Here is a 19,884-nt window from a genome sequence, read left to right on the forward strand (position 1 = left end):
AAGGATCATCTGGGTAATGTGCGAGCCGTAGTGGTTCATGAGAATGACGATATCGACGAAAAACAACATACCGATTATTATCCTTTTGGTATGGCCATGACCCATGCTGGCAGCAGAAACCATCGCTTTGGGTATCAGGGCGAATTTGCCGAATATGATCAGGAAACCGGGTTTAATCATTTTGAGCTCAGAGAATATGATCAAAGGATAGGCAGGTTTATGGTTCCAGACCCGTATAGACAATTTGCCTCACCTTATATGGCCATGGGCAATAACCCTATCAACGGAGTAGATCCTGATGGAGGATGTTTTACTCGAGATGCTGATGGCAATTACATCGAATGCCCTGAAGCTGATATAGGTGCCACAATGAATGGAGCATTTGGGTATGAGTGGACATTTGGTGAAGCCGGTTGGGATTTAACGAATGCAGCTGATGTCGCAGGGTATCTTGCCTATTTCAGCGCTGCGCCAGAAGAAGTGATTGGTACAGCTAAATACTACGAATGGAGATATGTTGAACATATTGAAAAGTATGGAACCAGACCTCCGGATTATTATTTAGGTTATGGTCATAAGTATATCAATAGGTTCAGTACCGAATTGAATCCGACGATGTCGGCAGATGGCCAGGCATGGTTAACCCAGACCCGTCTTGAGTTGCAGTATCTAATGGAAACGGGTTTACAAGAAAATCCGGCAATGGAATTGGATAATCCTTCTTTCCATTCATTTGCTTTTGATACACATGTCCCAGCATATACCAAGGGAGATCTTTTAAAAGATCTGAGTTTTTCGGACCAGTGGAAGATTTTAAGAACACCGGATATGAGTGATTTATTTAGCTCGGATGGAATTAGACAGGTGATCAATATTTTTCCATTATTGTACCCTGCGGATGTATCGTCGTACAATCATTGGAATGGTAGAAACTACGATATGCGAGATTATTAAAACCGATTTCTGAATTGATAAATCCACTTAAAATTATATTGTTAGCCTCATTACTTTCTTGTAGCCCTAATAGGGGAGATAACGACATTCAAGTGATTAATATGGGGATTCATGCTGCGCATGATAAGGTGGTTTCCTTACTTTCCAAGGAAGACGATTTATATCTCATTGCAGAAGAAAGACTTAGTGACTTCAAAAGTATAAGATCAATTTTTTATTCTTCGGACGATACCGGTGCGACTTGGAAGAAAATCAATACACTTCAAGGTAAATCAAGAATAACCTTTGAAAACGAAAATAACCTTTACGTCATAAATGAAATTTTCACAGAAAATTCATTTAATAATCAAAGGAGTTTTCTGTATAAACTGAACTTAGTGGACAATGAGGTCCATAAAATTAAGGAGTTCAATGGATATATACATTCAGCTTTTTTTGTTGGTTCTAATGGATGCGCTTTTGTAAGGAAATCTGGCAAAGCCTCGGATTATTTTCTGTATCAAACAAATGATGACGGAATCTCTTGGATAAGCTCACAAATATCGAGGCCGATATTGAAATCGAAAATGAAAGGCAGCAAAATTTACTTTTCGACTCACAAAGATGACCTTTTGAAAAATGATATTTTTCTAATAAACCTGGCTGACAATAAAATTGACCCTATTGGATTAGAAATGAATGTGGCAGACTTTGAGGTAAGAAGTGATAATGATATTTTGTTATTAGGAAAAAGTAATAAAGGAATAGAATTAAGTAGGTACAAAGATAATTTGGTTACGTCATTAAAGGTTTTTCCAGCCAAAGACTCATTCTTTCCTAAAATGTTAATTGGGAAGGGCGATTTTTTGGTTGTACTAATTGGAGAAGTAAAATCAATGAGTACAACTAATCAGATATTTATCTCCAAGGATATGGGTAAAACTTGGGAAGAAAAGAATCTTCCCATTAACAATTACAATGAGCCTTTGGTTATTTATAAAGAAAACAAGGTGCTCAATTATAACGGAAAGGCTAAGATTACTTTAATTCATTGATCCAGATTTAGTGCAAGAACCTTGCAATAATCATCACTCAAATAACTTCCTATTGATGAATCAGCTAGCCTACTCAAGAATATTCTTCATCATCTTGATCAAAGGGCTATTCCAATTAACAAAATTTGACTTGACTCGCACTTACTCCAATTAGAGAAAGATTTCTCCGGGACTTCTTCCCGGAGAATTCACCAACAATCCACAATGCTCCTATATAATAGTCAGCGCATAAGGGAGCATGAGAATTTACCCTTTCTTTTTCCTGGAAGCTGATCAGGAAGAACTTGCGTCAAATAAGTTAAAATGAAGGGAGTTTCAGGCTCCCCTCATATTCAGAAGTACGTTTACCTCTGAATTTAGCGCTGCTCAGGCACTAGGATCTTTATTTCATTTCCAAAACTCCAGCTTCAGTAGTTTCACCCACAGTAACTGCGATATTCTCCATGGTTGCCGCAGATAATCCACTGGCCTCATCAGGAACCGAGCTTACCGTATACGTTCCTGCATCAAGGGCGCGAATGAGAAATTCACCTGTTTCATCTGGATAGGATGAAACGCTGTCTTCCCCTGCAATGGCATATACTACAGCAGCAGTACTTGCTGGTGAGATCGTCCCATGTATAGCTCCGGTAGTGGCTTCCATAAGGGCTCTGATCACAGGCTTGAGGTTATACTTTCCCGAGTTTCCTGCCATCACCACGGATTTGGCTGCATCAAAATCGATAACCAATTTGTAGGTAATACCTGCCTGGATATCAGCATTTACGTTAAGTTTTAATCCACTCTCAGAACCGGAAGGTACTGTCAGAACCGTCTCTTGCCCATCTATGGTTAGCTTGTTGCCATCTCCCAAAATCAGTCTTACCTGACCGAGTTGACCTTCGGGCAATTCAATTTCTCCGAGGAAGGCTTCTTCACCATTTGTGAGTAGTAATAAATCGTAAACGCCTGGCTGAGCTCCCTCTAGTGATTGCCAACCATTTTCATCACTCGCGTCCGAGCTGACGTTGATTTGAATATCTCGTATATCTATCATCACCGCATCATAATCAGCAGGTGCATCCACAAGGCTCACCTGGATTTTGGCTGAGCCTTTGTCATCATTGCTACAATTCGCAAAAAGTGCGGTGTATGCGATCAGGGCTATCAGATAAAGTTTGTTGTTCGTAATCATTAATTTCATTCTAGTGTTAATTCAAAATCCACATCAGTTTCATTTCCGATTGTGATGACGATGTTTTCTTCAGATTTTGATAAATAGTCCGTGTGTTCTGCGGTCAAGTTATACGTACCGGTAACTAAGCCAAGTACGGTGTATTCGCCGTTTTCATCCGTAAATGTGGTCGTATTGAGCGTGTCGGCTGCATAAACCGATAGCTGAACTCCTTCGATGCCGCTGGCGCTGAACTGGTCGATCACTGTGCCACCAATAGAACCGGCCTCTGCTAGATTTACGGCTTTAACTGTCGGACTGAATATAAATCCCTTGATCCCCGCCGGGGTATCAGGATTGCCTTGTACTTTGAATGATTTGCTGACGTCAAAATCTAACAATACATCAAATGCTCCGCCTTCGGTTATTTCAAGTGGTGAAGTCATTTTAATCTTGAGACCGCTCGTAGATCCGCTGGGTATTTTCAAATCGAAGACTTGTCCATCATTCAGTAGGACATTGGATTCGGCAATCAGCATTCTTATTTCATCATAGGATCCCAGAGGCACCTGCATATCTACCAACGTTGCGGTCAGTCCATTGGTCAAATCCAAAAGATTGAAGGAAGCTTCTTTTTCCGACAGCAGTATAAAGGCCTCTTCTTCTGCATCGACAAGCCTTATTTCCAATTTGGTGATCGTGACATTGGCTTCTGCTACCAAATCTGCAGGGAACGGAGCATCTGTAAGCAATACCCTCAAGGTTGCGGTAGGTAGTACAATGTCCATATCCTTGTAATACGGTTCATCCTGTTCATCACAGGCACTGTTCTGTAGCAGGGTTTGCAGTTCCGTGTTGTTACCAATAGTAATTTCCTCAGCCACTGTATTGAAGGCAGTGATCGGGTAATTGAATGCTCCAATTTCGTTTTCATCCAATCGACGCAGTAACTCATTAAGCTCCTGGTCACCATTTAGTTGTTGAACTTCAGCGAGCTGGTTCAGTCGATCATAGCGTGAGAATTTTAAAGGGTAGTTGAAAGTATAACATTCAATATCATCATCATCGCCCCCTTCAATACTAGCGGCAACTATTGCTTCGAGTTGACTTTCATTTTCTAAAAGTACTTCGGAGTAATCGGCGAAAATGGCTGTGGCAGGATAGATCAGAGACAAACTGTCTTTTATAAACCTTTCTTCATTAAATATTTCTTCAATTTGACTAAAGTCATTGACAGATTCAATCAGTAGTTCGCGATTATTGGCAAGCACAGAGACCGGAAGTTTGATGGATATCGAACTGGCATTGTCCAGGATGTTATCAAATGACCCGTCTTTTAAGGTGGTGAAGGTGACCAACTGTGTGAGTTCTGATTGTGGAAAAATGGCCGTTCCTTCAGCCGGCATATCAATTTCCTCAATAGCTTCCTGGCAACTCATCAAGGAGCTGATCATTATCACTAGAGCAAATTGAAATTGTCGGTTAAAAATCATTATACTGTGGGCGGTCTTTCGTTTCACCTGCCTAATAAAACAGATGACGATCAAAAAGTCCTACCAAAAGATTAAAAATAAAGTTCGAATGTAAACACTTGCCCAATTTCTAAGGTCTGCTATAGTTATCCTCAGGATATCGTACGGGTCTTACCGGGGCCAAACATAGACGAAAAGATCTTTTTTATTCTGAGCTTTTTTTCGGCAGACTGTCCACAATAGGGGCACTTCTCAGCATTGATGCTTATTTGTTCCTTACAGCTTCTGCACATAATAATCTCAGTCATATTTGCTAATTTTCGTTTAGGTCGATATATTCAGGTACCAGTCTATGATTAAGTATATAATCAACTTATCCCTTGATGCAATATTATAATTGCCAACCTTGTTCGGTTGAGTATAAAACAGATGATAGTTAAAAATTCCTACTTTCGATTAGGAGTTTTTTTGAAATATGAAAAGCGAGACCCCTCATCCGGTTTGTGAAGAACAGACCTTCAAATTCCTGTTTGAAAAGCATGCCACCGAGTTGCATGACTTTTTGTATTACAAATATGGTGCGGACAACAATCCGGGAGATCTGGTACAGGAAGCTTTCATCAAGCTTTGGAATAATTGTAAAAAGGTGTCCATGGATAGGGCCAGGTCATTTCTATTTACAGTGGCCAACAACCAAATGCTAAATACGATTTCAAGACGAAAGACGGTATTGAACTATCAAAAGGAGCCGCATCAAATGGGATCCTCTGAATCTCCGGAATTTGTATTGGAAGAAAAGGAGTATATGAATAGACTCCAAAGTGCACTGGAAAGCTTGAGTGAAGGTCAACGGGTTACTTTTTTGCTCAATAGGGTAGAAGGTAAAAAGCATAAAGAAATTGCCGATTTACTTGGCATATCAAGAAAGGCGGTAGAAAAGAGAATTTATACAGCCCTGTCTATATTAAAATCTAAGGTGGAAGGAATTAAATAGGTTGGCTGGTAGGAATTTTTGATCGTCATCTGTTTTATAGATTGTAAAGAGAGCCATGGAAAACGAAGCATACACAAAAAAGTGGTTGAATGATACCCTGACCGAGGAGGAAAGGGCACAATTTGAACAAACCGATGATTATCGGTTTGTTCAAAGACTGTCGCATGCGCTATTACAATTTAAGCCCCCTAAGTACAATGTGATGGCTGGCCAGGACGAGCTTAGTGAAAAAAGGCTTAAGTCTTCAGTCGCTGAAATCAGACCTTGGTTTTTATGGCTCAAGGCTGCAGCTGTTGTTCTCATGGCTTTGGGTGTGGTTTGGTATTTTGCCTTGGATAAATCTGGTCCGGAGGAGTATTTGGCAGCCAATAAAATGTTTGTTTCGCTTCCGGATTCCTCGATCGTCAAATTAAATAACGGTTCGAAGTTGACCTTTGACCCTGGAAAATGGAACGGCGTTCGTCAGGCATTTTTGGAAGGGGAGGGTTATTTCGTGGTGAAGCCAGGAGAAACATTTGATATCATTAGCCAATCAGCCAAAGTCAGTGTACTGGGTACTTCATTTAATATCATTGACAGAGAAAATTACTATGAAGTACAATGTTATCGTGGGCGTGTAAGCGTAACCTCAAAACAAGAGACCGTTATTTTAACGGCCAACCAATCCTACAGAATCATTGATCAAAAAGGCGAGCTGGTTTCTACGAAACTAAGCAAAGTACCTCATTGGCTAAAAGGAGAAAGCGCTTTTCAAAGCGTGCCCTACATCCAGGTAATCAGAGAACTGGAAAGACAATATGACGTATCAGTCGACACAGATAAAATCAACACAAAACGCCAGTTTACTGGTAAATTCACTCATTCTGATCTTAATTTGGCTTTAGAGTCAATTACCGCTCCGTTGAACATCGGATTCCAGGTGATTGGTAGTCAGGTAAGATTAATCGGTGATAAAAAATAAGACTTGCGCTTTCATTTTTTGCTTCTGTCTGCTAAGTGTGATTTACGCACGAGCTCAGACACTTTCCAATGCTGTACCGCTCACCGAAATACTTCAATTACTTGAAGAAAAATTTGACATCACCTTCTCATACATCAACGAGACCGTTGAAGAGATCCAATTAAGACCTTTGTCTGATGAGATCGATCTGGATCGATATATTCAATATCTGGAGAAGGAAACTAATTTGAAAATCAAGCAATTGGATGAACGATATTACTCCATCAGCCCAAACCAGAACACACCTTTTCGGATTTGTGGTTATCTCAAAGATTTGGAAACCCAAACACCACTGACCGGAGTCACGGTAATTGCCGATGAGATAATGGCAATCACTGACGAGAATGGCTTTTTCGAATTGAACGGTTTGGAAAAAGGAAGTGTTAGACCCGTCATCTTCAGGCATCTGGGCTATGAAACTGCACAGGTGACCTTGAGTAACTTTGAAGTCGATTCTTGTAAACAAATAGCACTGACGCAAAGCTTGTCATCCCTTCAGGAAGTAATCATTTATAATTATATCGCCCAGGGAATTGAAAAAAGAGTGAATGGTGCGCACATCATTCACAATTCACAGCTCCAGGTCCTTCCCGGAATCATGGATGAGGATGTGATGCAAAGCTTGCAAGTATTACCCGGCATACAAAGCGCGGTTGAGTCTGTCTCCGATATCAATGTTCGGGGAGGCACCAATGATCAAAACCTGGTCCTATGGGATGGTATCAGAATGTATCAAACTGGCCATTTCTTTGGATTGATATCAGTTTTCAATCCGCATTTTACAAAACAGGTATCGCTGATCAAGAACGGTACGTCGGCCAGCTTGGGAAGGGCGGTATCCGGAACCATCGATATTAAAACTGAATCGGAATTGGCAACATCTTATTCGGTATCCGGAGGGGTCAATCTGCTTGGTGCCGACATGGAAATTGAAATACCGCTGAGCGACAAAACTTCGGTTTTCCTGGCTGGAAGGCATTCCATTTCTAACCTCTTGCAATTACCCACTTACGACCAATATTTTGAAAGGGCTTTTGGTGATATCGAGTCGGTCAGATATACAGCTCAAGACACACTAAAAGGGGAGGTAAGCGATTTCCGATATTACGATGTTGGTGTCAAACTTGTTCATCAGTCAAGTGATCAGGAAAAGTGGCAATTGAGTTTTTTGAATATGTCCGATGATTTAAGTTATGAAGAGCAATCTATATCTACAGCTGCTAATATTTCAAAATCGAGCGTAATTGGCCAGCAAAGTTCGGCCGCTGGTCTGACACACGAGAAAAAATGGAATAACCGCTGGGATACCAAGGTGACAGGCTATTTATCTCATTACAAATTGAAAGCGGAAAATTCAGATGTATCCAATAGTCAACGACTCAATCAAGTGAATGAAATATTGGATTGGGGGGCAAATTTTCAGGCCGGTTTAAATGTAAATAGGAATCTGAATTGGAGCAATGGCTATCATTTTGATGAGCGCGGGATGAGTAGTGAAGATGAACTCAACAATCCGCAATTTAGGAGATTGGAAAAAGAAGTGATTAGGACGCATGTTCTTTTCTCAGAAGGCGTTTATACTTCAAATACCAGTAAAACGGTGATTTCGGGAGGGATAAGGTCAAATTTCTTTGAGTCGCTCAGCTCATGGGTTATCGAGCCTCGTGCTTTAATCAACCACCGATTGACGGACCGGTGGTCGGTAGATTTGGCCGGAGAGTTTAAAAGTCAGACCACCATGCAAATCATAGATTTGCAAAATGACTTTCTTGGGATTGAAAAGAGACGCTGGATCTTGGCAAACGATGCCGACATACCCATTACTAAGAGTAAGCAACTCTCAGCTGGTTTGCAATATTCGTACAAGAACTGGCTGGTGAGCCTGGAAGGTTATCACAAGCGCGTGAATGGTATTATCACCTCCAGTCAGTCTTTTCAGAATCAATTTGAACTGGTTCGCTCTTCGGGCAGCTACAAAATAACAGGTTTGGATCTTTTGCTTAGTTACCGATATGAAAACCTCTCAGCCTGGACGAGCTATACTGTTTCAAGAAATTTGAATGAATTCAAAGAATTACTCGATCAGGAATTTTCAAGTAACATTGATATCCGACATTTTATTACCTCAGGGGTAAACTATTCATCAAAAAAAATCGAATGTTCCCTAGGGTTGAATTGGCATACGGGTAACCCCTTTACCGAGCCATCCGAAGAAACACCTGTTATAGACGGAGAGATCAACTACCGATTTCCTAACAGCTCTAACCTGGCGTATTATCTACGTGTCGATTTAGCTGCCAAATACAAGTTCGTACTAGCCCAAAAAATCAGAACACAAATCGGCTTATCGGTTTGGAACCTGACAGATAACTACAATGCTGTCAACAGTTATTTTAATCTGACCGATAATGAGGTGATTGAGCAAGTCACCGAAAATGGATTGGGTCTGACACCCAATGTGATGCTCAGAATGACTTTCTAAATTAATAACTGTCTCTATTCAGCACTCACTGCAAAGTCCTGAAGTACTCCAATATTTTCAGGGCTTCTTCCTCGCTCAGATTCATGTCTGGCATTTCTACCCCATTCACTCTTTCTGCCAGTATTTTGGCTATGGGGTCCTCCTGGGCCATTTCGGTCGGGTTCAGCATCATATTCATGATCCACTCAGGAGTCCGTCTGTTTATGATGCCCCAATGCGCCGGACCCTCCATTTGATTGATTTCATTGTGACAAACTCTGCAGAGCTGATCATACAGTACCTGTCCCTCGGCGGCAACGTTAGTATTTACAGGGACGAGATCTAACTTTTCTATTGGCCCTATCCCTGTATTTTGCATGGGGTCACAGAGGTTAGGCGGTGTGCACCGAAGGATTAAGATTGGAATAAAGATCAGCAAGGGAGCGATTCTTGATATGGTAATTTTCATGGCGGTAGCTGTTTGGTTACCTAAAAGTAACTTCAAAGAAGCCCAAGGCACATGATTCAGATCATGTGCTTTTGTGATTGATATAAGTATAAAGAAGAGAAACTGATCAAGATCTGCGAAGGAATCCTTGAAAGAAGTGAGTTATCATTGACTATCAGAATTCCGGGCCTGGTAAGACAGGCCCGGAATTTCTTGGTTAAGCTCGACTATGCAAAGCGACTCGATTTCCTTCACAGTCTTCAAAGACTCCAATAAAGCCATGCTCACCAATGCTCATTTTTGGTCGCATAGTTTTGCCTCCATGGCTATTAATTTTCTCTAATGTTGCATCTATGTCTAATACACTTAGATAAACCAGTGTGCCCTCATGAGATGGTACATAGGTATCTCCTTTGAGCAGGGTGCCTGTGGCACCATCTGAATTAGTGTCGCCAGGAAACCAACCCATCAATGCAGGCCCGATTTCATGTATGTCGATAGTGATATCAAATGATTTTTCATAAAAACTCTTCGCTCTGTCCATATCCAGGACGGGAATTTCAAACCAGGTAACAGTATTCATAATGTTAGATTTATAAAGTTGAAAGAAGTAAATGTCTAATATGACGAATGAATGCTGAAAAAAGCGACAACTGTTTGTTTTTCCTAATGAAATGACTAAAATACGTCCTACTTGTAACCTAATTAATTGGGGCCATAATAATTCCAGCCCAAAACGAATTATACCCCAAAGGATACCAGTTCGAAAATGCATTGCTCGTTGTGAGATTTACCCCCCTTTCTGACGTGCAATTATTGAGAATTTAGCAAATACAAAAAGTCAGCGCTTGATACGAATAGTTTATTTAATAGTTTGTCTGATCGGAACCTCTGGAGCGGATCTGATTGCTCAGTACACCACACAAGGCCTGGATCTTGATGGTGACATCTCAGTTTGGTATGATCAGACCGCGGGAATAGAACATACCAAAATCCTGGAGGGTAGTTCCTACTACCTGAGAGGTCCGCATCTGGAAGAAAACGAGTATTATGAAAGTGGAGAGTGGGCCTCGGGAATAGTGGGATTTGATGGACAAGAATATGAAAACCTGGATTTACTCTACAATTCTTTCAAAGATGAGTTGATCATTCGGAACCCGGTTATACATTTTTCAATTGCGCAACCCTTGCTGCTCAACCAGCAGCGCATCGATTACTTTCAGGTTTATGATCGCCTTTTTGTTCATATCAGAGATACGCCATATCCTCCACGGGGGGCTGGTTTCTATGAGAGATTATATGATGGGAAGTCGCTCAGTTTTTTCGCCAAGCGTATCAAAAACGACTATATCGAGTCAGGAAAGTTCCTCTATAAAGAAGAAGATAGACATTACCTGCTTTATGATGGGCAATACACTCGGTACAAAAGCAAGCGAACGATCTATCGATTGTTTCCGGAACAAAAAGCACAGCTCAGGAGCCTGGGAAAAAAATTGGATACACGTCTGGGTCGAGGCGGAGAAAACAACTTGCTGCAACTATTAGAATTTTGTGATCAGTTAGTGTCAGAAAAATGAGAGCCTTAATCTTAACCTTATTATTTAGCTACACGCTTTTGAGCCATGCCCAGGAGCTGCCGAATCAGGAAGTGGCCAACAGCGATTCCTTGTCTCTTCGACAAGCGATTGAAACCATCGAACAGACCACCGATCTCAGGTTTTATTTTTTGGATCACTGGCTAGAAGACATTTATGTCAATCGATTTAATCTTGGTGAGAAGAGTTTGGAGGAGCAATTGGATGCCCTGCTACTGTCGACTTCCTTGGACTATTATATTCATAAGGGCAAAGTCATTTTACTGCAAGAAACTTCGTTGGTGTCAGAGCCGGCCATCTCTCAATATTTAACTAGAAAGGACACAGAAGAGTGGACGGATACAGAAATAGTACTCTCACAAGACAGACAGGCCCGCAGCCAGGCAAAAGAAGAGATACTTCATGTGATCGGGTTACGTAGTCGATACCAACCGGATTCGAGAAGCACCGTGGCTGGTTATATCAAAGACGGTCAATCTGGAGAACCAGTCGAAGGCGCATTTGTTTATATCCAGTCGCCTTACTTAGGCACTTCGACGGATGCTCAGGGTTTTTATTCCCTGACGATCCCCAATGGCAATCATACACTTTTGATCCAGTCGGTCAATATGAAAAACACAAGTCGACAGCTTAAAATCTACTCAGATGGTCGGCTGGATATGGACCTTGAGGTAGATGTAATTGCGCTCAACGCTGTCGTAGTCAGTGCAGATCGGGAAGTCAATGTGCAAAGTCCCAAAATGGGGATGACGAAAATCGATCCGGAAAGCCTTAAGATTGTGCCTGCTCTACTTGGAGAAAAAGATATGATAAGGGTGTCTACCACGACCGCCGGCGTTCAGTTTCTTGGTGAAGGGTCGGCAGGAATCAATATTCGCGGTGGGAAGGCAGATCAGAACTTATTCCTTCTGGATGGTACACCCATCTACAACACCAACCATTTTTTCGGATTCTTTTCTGTACTTAACAATGACGCACTTTCCGGAGTAGATCTACATAAGAGCAGTATTCCAGCCGAATTTGGCGGGCGGTTATCTTCCGTCTTCGATGTCAAAACCAAAAAGCCCAATGCAGATAAATTCTCCGGAACAGGTGGGATTGGCCCGGTCACTTCGCGGTTGACACTGGAAGCGCCCATCACAAAAAAAGGACCTTCGTTACTCCTGGGAGGCCGGGCAACCTATTCTGACTATGTTTTGAACAAGATCAAAAACTCACCCTTAAAAAACAATCAGGCTGCTTTTTATGATCTGGTGGGCAAACTTCACTACGATCTTAATGAGAAAAACGAGCTCTCTTTTTCTTCATACTATAGCTTCGATCGATTTCAGCTGGCGTCAGATACGTTGTTGTCGTATACAGACTTTTCTTATGCGAACACGATCTTTTCGCTCAACTGGAAACATGTTTTTAATAACAAGCTTCAAGGCAATTTCCAACTCGGCTCCAGTAACTATGATTACGATATTGGCTATGATGTATTGGCCAGCCAGGCATTTGGAATCGATTTTGCCGTGCGGGAGCGATTGGCTTCGGCTAAACTTGACAGATACTTCAGCGAGCGTCTGAATTTGAAGTTTGGGGCAGAAGCAAAACTACTGGAAGTCCAACCCGGAAAAAAATCACCGCTGGGCAACGAATCTTTAGTGGCACCGGATGAGGTCAGTCGGGAAAGTGGTCGTGAATTTGCCTTGTTTGCTGCTACTACTTTTAGTCCGTCTGAAAAATTTACCTTGGATATGGGTATAAGATATGGCATCTATAGTGCTATAGGCCCAGCCGATGTTCGATTATATGCACAGGATGCGCCACGGGATATTAATTTCCAGACCGGTTGGCGAACGTATGGTAATGGAGAAAGGATCACTTCTTATCACGGTCCCGAACCACGATTTGCGGCGAGGTATACCCTGTCATCGTCCAGTTCGGTCAAGGGTGGCTATAGCAGGACCAGGCAAAACATGCATTTGCTCATCAACGCAGCATCCATAGCCCCTACAGATATCTGGCGACTGTCCGGTACTTATCTTAAACCTCAGATCGCTGATCAGTGGTCCGTAGGGTATTATAAAAACTTCTATGGTAAGCATACTATAGAGGCTTCTCTTGAAACTTACTACAAGAGCATTCAAAACTTGGTTGACTTTAAGGTGGGTGCTGATCTCCAATTCAACCAGGCCATCGAAACAGACCTGCTTCAGGGAAATGGTCGTGCTTACGGTGCGGAATTTTCGATCAAAAAAAGCTCAGGTTGGTTGACTGGATGGATCAATTATACCTATTCGAGATCGCTAATTCAGCTTGATGGTCAATTTCCGGATGAGGTCATCAATGACGGCGAGTATTTCCCAACGGGTTATGACAAACCGCACTATCTCAATTCTGTGACCAATTATAAGTTCACCCGTCGACTTACCATGACCCTTGGTGTGGTCTATGCCACGGGTGTGCCGGTTACCTATCCAGTAGGAAAATGGAGTTTTAAGTCATCGGATAACTTGTTGTATTCCGATCGAAATGCTTTTCGGATACCGGACTATTTTCGGCTTGATCTGGGTATAAATATCGAAGGAAGCCATAAGATCAAAAAATTGGCTCATTCTTCCTGGAATTTTTCCATCTACAATGTGCTGGGTAGAGACAATGTTTACTCTGTTTTTTTCAAGGTAGAAGAAGGAGCGGTCAGGGGCTATCAACTGACCGTCTTTTCTAATCCGATTCCTACACTTACTTATAATTTTAAATTTTAGGCGATGAGAAGGTATTTGATCTTTTGGGTTGGACTGATTGTATGGCAAGGCTGTGTGGAACCCTTTGAATTTTCAGCACCCGAGGCCGAAGAGGCACTGGTGGTAGATGCTGTCTTCACCGATGAACAAAGAGCCCACCAAGTCAAGCTATCCTGGTCAGGCGCTCTGGACGCCACAGGTGCAACGCCAGCCACCGGGGCTTCGGTTTGGCTAGTAGAAGGAGGAGGTACACAAATCGACTTTACAGAGGTAGAATCTGGAACTTATGAGACATTGGCTACCATTCAGGGCGAGTCAGGGAAATCTTATACCCTTTTCATTCGATTGCAAAACGGGGCTGAATACCGATCTGCCACTGAGATCTTACCTCAGCCTATACCGATAGATAGTGTGTATGGTCGATATATGGAAATGCCCTCAACTGAAAATGACCAAATTCTTACAGGTATACAGTTCTTCGTGGACGCCCACAACGACGATGCCGAATTTTCCAACTTCCGGTATGAATATGAGGAAGATTACGAGATACGCGTGCCTTATCCTTCCCTGTTTGATTGGGACGAAGCGACAGAAAGTTTCTTCTCGAGAGGTACTGACATAAGTACTTGTTATGGGCGTGCTGAATCTATTACCTTGACCATTGCTACCACCAGTGGTCAGTCAGAAAATAGATTGGCAGAATTTCCAATAAGAATGGTGGCTCCTAACGAAGGGCCCTTAAACCATCGATATGCATTGACCGTGACACAGTTCGCCATCTCCACTGCAGCTTATCAATATTATAAGCGACTAAAGGAAAACAATGAATCAGCCGGCAGTTTTTTTGACAGGCAAAAAGGTGCCATTTCGGGAAACATTATTCGCCTCAGCGAATCGGCTCCCATGGTCCAGGGTTACTTTGAGGCGTCGGCAGTCAGTCGGACCAGAAGGTTTTTTACTCCTTACGAGTTTCTTGACCAGGGCTTTTTGGCTGTCAATCCTTTTAGAGCCACTTGCTTTTCGTCCATAGATTCGATTGGTACGGCATTTTTAAATAACACTTCCTTGAACGGGAAAAACATCGTCCGATTCACCTTTCCACTCATGGATATCGCCATTGTAGTATCGGAGTACTGCAGCGATTGTCGTGTTCATGGAAAACTTGAAAAACCAGAGTTTTGGGATTGATTATGAAAAGAATTTTAGCCATTTGTATAATCCTTTTGGGTAATTGGCAGTTGCATGCACAGCAAAACATCCATGAAACGGTCTACAGCCATTTGAGTGCCCAGGACCTGATCGTTGGTGAAACACTGCATTTCAATAATTATGTTTTCAGTAGTCAGACCGGGCGTTTATCCGATTTAAGTCGACTGCTTTATATCGAATTACTCGATGAATCAGGGCAATCTGTGCATCAATTGAAAATGCCCCTATCACAAGGTACCGGTTCAGGTAGTATTTACCTTCCAAGTGATTTGCCTACAGGCAATTATCATTTTGTAGCTTATACCCGGTGGATGAAAAACTTTGGGGATTTCTATCATCAGCGAATTACGATGGTCAATCCATATCAAGTACCCAAAATCTCTACAGAGGAAGAGCAACGCTGGTCGGTGGAATTTCGAGCAGAAGGAGGGACTTTTTTGGCCAATGCCAAAAACAAGGTAGTTCTCAGAATAACTGATCAATATAAAAGGGGTGTTTCAGTTGCTGGCAAGATCATATCCAAATCAAAGGATTTCAGCCTGGCAGTCAAAACGGACGAATTTGGTTTTTTTAACGGTATTATTACCCCGGATGTAGAAGAGACCTATCAGCTGATCCTTGAAAAAGACGGTGGTTTTATTTTTCATGATCTTCCCAAAGCTACTGCCGGAGGGGAAAGTCAGTTCAGTGTAGTGAGGACTCAGGACTTGCTCATCACAAAATTGACTTCCTTCGACCGTGAAAAATATAGCCTGGGGGAACTGCGGGTCTATGATAACAGAGAGTTGATCCTATCCAGACCTGCTGCGCTGAATACTTCAATTTCGCTGGATAAGAAAAATTTACCTGCTGGTTTACTTAGACTAGAGTTGATCATGGACGGAGACAAGCCCAAAGAACGTCTGATTTGGAATGGGGGAGTGAGCGCTTTGAAAGGAGCAGTAAAGCTTGGATCCAAGGGCGTGCTGGAGAAAGTAAATTATGCATATGAGCTGGTTGATAGCGCTCACGTGTCGGTTTCCGTTGAGAAAGTAGATTATCCTAGTCATTTGGTAAGCATGCAGGCTTATAGTCTTTTTGAAAACAAAATTAATTTAGGCCTTTCGGCTTCTTTTTATGATTCAGTGACCGTAGAGCAATTGGACGCGGTCTTGATATTTGCACAATGGGCAGCCCCAAAAAATATGCCTGCGGAAGTAAAATGGCTTCCAGAGCATAGAAATGGTTTGGTGCAAGGAAAGGTGATCAACAGCGAAGGACAGACAGTCGAACAAGTAAGTTTGGGTCTGGCCCTTCCGGGTATTTTACCTCAAATGACCGCTGGTGTGACGGATGGCAGCGGACGTTTTGTTTTGGCTTATGACTTACTCTATGCCAGTGATGACCCAAGGATTGCCGTTTTAAACCATGAAGAGGATCTTCAGGTACAAGTCGAACCTGAATTCTACATCAGTTATCCTGTTTTTGAGAACCCTCCACTGAGGTTCGATTCGGTTAGCGTGGCACGCTTTATCCAACGAAGTATTTACAATCAGATAGAGAATGCGTATCACCGATCGGAAACTGACTCGGCGGAGCAGATCGATACAAACCAGTTTGGTCAGGTCAAATCTTACCGGTTGGATGATTACACCAGGTTCTCAACGATCAGAGATACCTTCATAGAATTGATATTTGAAGTTGGAGTGAGTAAAAATGAGAGCAACTACAAATTCCGAATGCGCTCTAAAGATTTGCCCAGCACCATGCTTGATCAACAACCGACTTTAATTTTGCTTGACGGCGCATTTGTTTCCAACCAGGAGGCCATGGAATTGTCTCCGTATTTGGTGGAGCGCATAGACATACTCAATCGTCGTTATTATTTTGGTTCTTTGATTTTTGATGGCATTATCTCCATTCACACCAAGGACGGTGATCGGGGAGGGGCCGACATTGTCGGATCTAGTCTGGCGCTTGCAGACGTGACCTATAAAGAGTCGCAGGCGCTAACTATCCCATCGCCTCAAAATAATCCTCGCTTTCCTAACTACCAGGATCTGGTACATTGGGATCCGCACGTTCAGCTTACCGGAGATCGTTTGGACCTGTCTTTTTATACTTCAGAGGTATTGGGACTATTTGAAATCCGAATTGAAGGAGTAACTCCTGCAGGCCAACCCATAAGCCGACGAGCCTATTTTGAAGTCCACTAACTAATTGGGTAATCAGTTAACCGGAGAGGCTGTATTGAAAGTTATACAGTCCATTCGAAGAAGAAAAGACTGTATAACTTTTTAAACTACCCTTTTGCTTTATTCACATGGGCCTATTGTCTTCCACCAGTGTTCACCGGATCCAGGAGTTACCCAAAGAGGACCAGTCTGTGCTTCATAGATCGTACTCTGATACACTACTCGATCACCAGTATTATAAACAGTTGGGTAAGGTTCATAAGATGGCAGGCTGCAGCTGGTGCTTCCACCACCACCAGTACCTCCTCCTCCGGTTCCACCACCGCCGGTTCCACCGCCACCAGTACCACCACCACCGGTGCCGCCACCGCCAGTTCCTCCACCGGTTCCATCGCAAGCATCAATCAATTCCCAGGGTTGTCCACTGCCAGTGCTTTCAGAAGGGATATTGTTTTGTGTCCACCACTTAGCCTTGTAGAGAGACCCATCATACAGTACTTCCTGACCGCCATTGTAGGCAGTTGAAGAAATCCAGGCAGGAGCCGAATCACAGCCTGTACCTTCACCGGTACCGCCTCCACCTCCGCCGGTATCACCTGAGTAAGGATCCGGTGGATAATTTTCAGCATTTGCTACTGCAGCAGCAACTCCAGTTCCGTTTAAGACCTGACTCGCCACATGGAGGTAACCATAGGCTGATGCAGAAGCATCTTGCAAAAGCAATTGCCAGATCATAATTCCATCAGTAGCACTTTTTGTGCTGATATGTGCTGATAAATCGCCTACGCTCTGATGGGTATAGGTGTAGTAAGGGCCCCATGGCTCATTTGGAAAGTGTGTGCCAGCTGCGATTGAAAAACCATATTGGTCTGCATAATAACGATAAGCGTCATACATGATGGCTCTGTTGGTAGCCGCACCAGTATTATATCCCTGGAAGGCAATCAAATCGATTTTATTGCCGACAGCCTGTATGACAGGAATCATGTGTCCGGTAGAAGAAAAGCCAAACAGGCTAATCCCGGCATTTGGAGACGTGCCATTAAAAAGATTAGCGTCAGATTCTCCAGTCACAGCATTTCTCTGACTGTGCGCAAATGGTGAAGAAGGGTCATCGTTGTTTACACCTCCGATGGCGCCTACTCCAGCAGGTGCACAAGCAAGGATGTATTGACCTTCTGGCATTATCGCTCTGGATTGATTGAAAAAATCGATAAACCGGTCAATATTGACCTGGTCGCCAATAGCTGCAAAACTGCCATTGGGTTCGAAGTCCCAGTCAATTCCGGCAAAACCCATGTCATCGACCAAATCTTTGATTTGTTGGTAATTGATGTTATAGGCATCATTCGTGCCCCAATAGGTTTCACCTCCTACGGATAAAATAACATTGATGCCCTTCGATTTCAAGGCATCTACTGATTCCTTTAAAGTGGCTCCGCCATAAGGCGTTTGGATACCCGTACCAGCTAAATCAAAAGATCCTTTTTGGTAGGTCAGGTTTGGTTTGGCAAAAGCCAGAAAAACATAATTGACATGCCTGGGGATATCTCTTAGCTTAGAACCCTGACCTGTGCTAGTCCAGGATTCAGACCAGGAAGGAAAGTATCCGAGAACAATAGGTCCCGAATCATTTAGGATGGTTGGATTAACAGCAGCTGGTTGGTTGGGGATGGCTGGATTTTCAGATCTTAGTTCTGTGATGCTGTCCTGGCAGGATAGCGAAAAGATCATAATAAAAAGTAGCCATAAAAGGCCCGACAGCTTAGTGTTGGTTGTACTCATGGTTGAAAAAAGTTTAGTTTAAAGTAAAATGTATTTTTCAACCTATTGTTTAAATGTCAGAACCGCACATTTATTATCGGAATGGATGTATTTACAAGCTCAATGGCACGCCTTATGTTGCATATAAGCAATTGTAACCAACGACTTGAGAGTTGTATATACAACTGCTAACTCAGCTCGGCTCAGTGTTTAGGGATTTCTAGATTACTTCTAGTGAATACCTCCGATTAAGATCCTGATCTGGTAAGCAAACCTCTAAATTCCTCCGTATCATACTTTGCCATTCCTGTGCGCTTGGCTATTATTTTTCCTTCTGGAGAAATGACAAAGGTGGTAGGAATGGACCGGCTGGCAAATACCTTAGGCAACGGAGAAGCTAGCTGGTAAATTGGAAATGAGTACTCCTTTCTTTCAAGAAAATTTTTGGCCTTATCAAAATTATCGTCTTGACTGATTAATACGAAAACGACATTTTCATTCTCCATTTTTTCATACAAATCATGAATGTCTGGCATTTCTGCTACGCAAGGAGGGCACCAGGTAGCCCAGAAATTTAGAAAAACTGTCTGTCCTTTGAATTGACTAAAATCAGCAACCTGACCTCTTTCGTCGGTAAGTTTGAAATTGTAATCTGCTATTTGTTGCTTGTCTTCATCAATAACTTCCACCTGCATTACTCCTGTGGATAAAATAATTCGTTGCAAAAATCCGGCGACCTCAGTGTGCAAACCTGTAAAATATAGCAAACTCATGATACCGATGATTACTGCCCATTCCCTCAATTGTTTCTTCATATTCGCTTATTGTTCTGATCTCAGCGTCCGATGTGGAAAACTTCTTTGAACATATACAAAAGTAGAGCGATATTAATTCCGC

At 42.5% G+C, this 19,884-nt stretch carries 15 protein-coding genes; 9 read left to right on the forward strand and 6 right to left on the reverse strand.

Annotated features, from left to right (window positions below; translation table 11 throughout):
* Positions 1-954, forward strand: a 954-nt coding sequence (locus ABJD64_RS20985; RefSeq protein ID WP_348176227.1) for an RHS repeat-associated core domain-containing protein, incomplete at its 5' end; no start/stop codon positions are given.
* A 14-nt stretch (positions 955-968) separates the two neighbouring features.
* Positions 969-1,988, forward strand: coding sequence for a hypothetical protein (locus ABJD64_RS20990; RefSeq protein ID WP_348176230.1), 1,020 nt, complete (start codon positions 969-971; stop codon positions 1,986-1,988).
* 382 nt (positions 1,989-2,370) lie between these two features.
* Here ABJD64_RS20990 and ABJD64_RS20995 read toward each other — a convergent pair whose 3' ends face one another.
* A complete protein-coding gene (locus ABJD64_RS20995; RefSeq protein ID WP_348176232.1) occupies positions 2,371-3,171 on the reverse strand; it encodes a DUF4382 domain-containing protein in 801 nt (266 codons plus the stop codon).
* Positions 3,168-4,580 (reverse strand): DUF4382 domain-containing protein, encoded by a 1,413-nt coding sequence (locus ABJD64_RS21000; RefSeq protein ID WP_348176235.1) that lies wholly within the window; start codon positions 4,578-4,580, stop codon positions 3,168-3,170. Before ABJD64_RS21000 ends, ABJD64_RS20995 begins: the two co-directional genes overlap by 4 nt.
* A 508-nt stretch (positions 4,581-5,088) precedes the next feature.
* On the opposite strand from ABJD64_RS21000, the gene ABJD64_RS21005 reads away from it, so the two are divergent.
* The 3 genes from ABJD64_RS21005 to ABJD64_RS21015 are packed head-to-tail and all read left to right on the forward strand — an operon-like array spanning position 5,089 to position 9,089.
* Positions 5,089-5,607 (forward strand): sigma-70 family RNA polymerase sigma factor, encoded by a 519-nt coding sequence (locus ABJD64_RS21005; protein WP_348176237.1) that lies wholly within the window; start codon positions 5,089-5,091, stop codon positions 5,605-5,607.
* A gap of 55 nt (positions 5,608-5,662) precedes the next feature.
* Entirely contained in the window at positions 5,663-6,568 is a 906-nt protein-coding gene (locus ABJD64_RS21010; protein ID WP_348176240.1) for a FecR domain-containing protein, read from the forward strand.
* A gap of 37 nt (positions 6,569-6,605) precedes the next feature.
* Entirely contained in the window at positions 6,606-9,089 is a 2,484-nt protein-coding gene (locus ABJD64_RS21015) for a TonB-dependent receptor (protein ID WP_348176243.1), read from the forward strand.
* A 25-nt stretch (positions 9,090-9,114) separates the two neighbouring features.
* Here ABJD64_RS21015 and ABJD64_RS21020 read toward each other — a convergent pair whose 3' ends face one another.
* Together ABJD64_RS21020 and ABJD64_RS21025 are read right to left on the reverse strand one after the other, a co-directional pair.
* Positions 9,115-9,537, reverse strand: a complete 423-nt coding sequence (locus ABJD64_RS21020; protein ID WP_348176246.1) for a c-type cytochrome — start codon at positions 9,535-9,537, stop codon at positions 9,115-9,117.
* Between the two features lie 196 nt (positions 9,538-9,733).
* The gene (locus ABJD64_RS21025; protein ID WP_348176249.1) at positions 9,734-10,099 is read right to left on the reverse strand and encodes a VOC family protein; all 366 of its coding nucleotides are present in this window, start codon (positions 10,097-10,099) and stop codon (positions 9,734-9,736) included.
* A 265-nt stretch (positions 10,100-10,364) separates the two neighbouring features.
* Here ABJD64_RS21025 and ABJD64_RS21030 point away from each other — a divergent pair, with 265 nt between their 5' ends.
* Genes ABJD64_RS21030 through ABJD64_RS21045 form a run of 4 tightly spaced genes read left to right on the forward strand, consistent with a single transcriptional unit; the run spans position 10,365 to position 17,244 of the window.
* Positions 10,365-11,093, forward strand: a complete 729-nt coding sequence (locus ABJD64_RS21030; RefSeq protein WP_348176252.1) for a hypothetical protein — start codon at positions 10,365-10,367, stop codon at positions 11,091-11,093.
* On the forward strand, positions 11,090-13,861 hold the full coding sequence (locus ABJD64_RS21035; RefSeq protein ID WP_348176254.1) for a TonB-dependent receptor: 2,772 nt from the start codon (positions 11,090-11,092) through the stop codon (positions 13,859-13,861). The genes ABJD64_RS21030 and ABJD64_RS21035 overlap by 4 nt, the downstream gene beginning before the upstream one ends.
* A 3-nt stretch (positions 13,862-13,864) precedes the next feature.
* Positions 13,865-15,028: a DUF4249 domain-containing protein gene (locus ABJD64_RS21040; RefSeq protein WP_348176257.1), complete on the forward strand. Its 1,164-nt coding sequence runs from the start codon at positions 13,865-13,867 to the stop codon at positions 15,026-15,028.
* 2 nt (positions 15,029-15,030) lie between these two features.
* Positions 15,031-17,244, forward strand: coding sequence for a hypothetical protein (locus ABJD64_RS21045; RefSeq protein WP_348176260.1), 2,214 nt, complete (start codon positions 15,031-15,033; stop codon positions 17,242-17,244).
* Positions 17,245-17,343: 99 nt separating this feature from the next.
* Here the strand turns inward: ABJD64_RS21045 and ABJD64_RS21050 are convergent, their stop codons facing one another.
* Positions 17,344-19,008: a carbohydrate-binding protein gene (locus tag ABJD64_RS21050; protein ID WP_348176263.1), complete on the reverse strand. Its 1,665-nt coding sequence runs from the start codon at positions 19,006-19,008 to the stop codon at positions 17,344-17,346.
* 227 nt (positions 19,009-19,235) lie between these two features.
* Positions 19,236-19,802 (reverse strand): TlpA disulfide reductase family protein, encoded by a 567-nt coding sequence (locus ABJD64_RS21055; RefSeq protein WP_348176266.1) that lies wholly within the window; start codon positions 19,800-19,802, stop codon positions 19,236-19,238.
* Between the last annotated feature and the right edge of the window lie 82 nt (positions 19,803-19,884).

This window comes from Reichenbachiella sp. (assembly GCF_039944555.1).
Taxonomy (GTDB): domain Bacteria; phylum Bacteroidota; class Bacteroidia; order Cytophagales; family Cyclobacteriaceae; genus Reichenbachiella.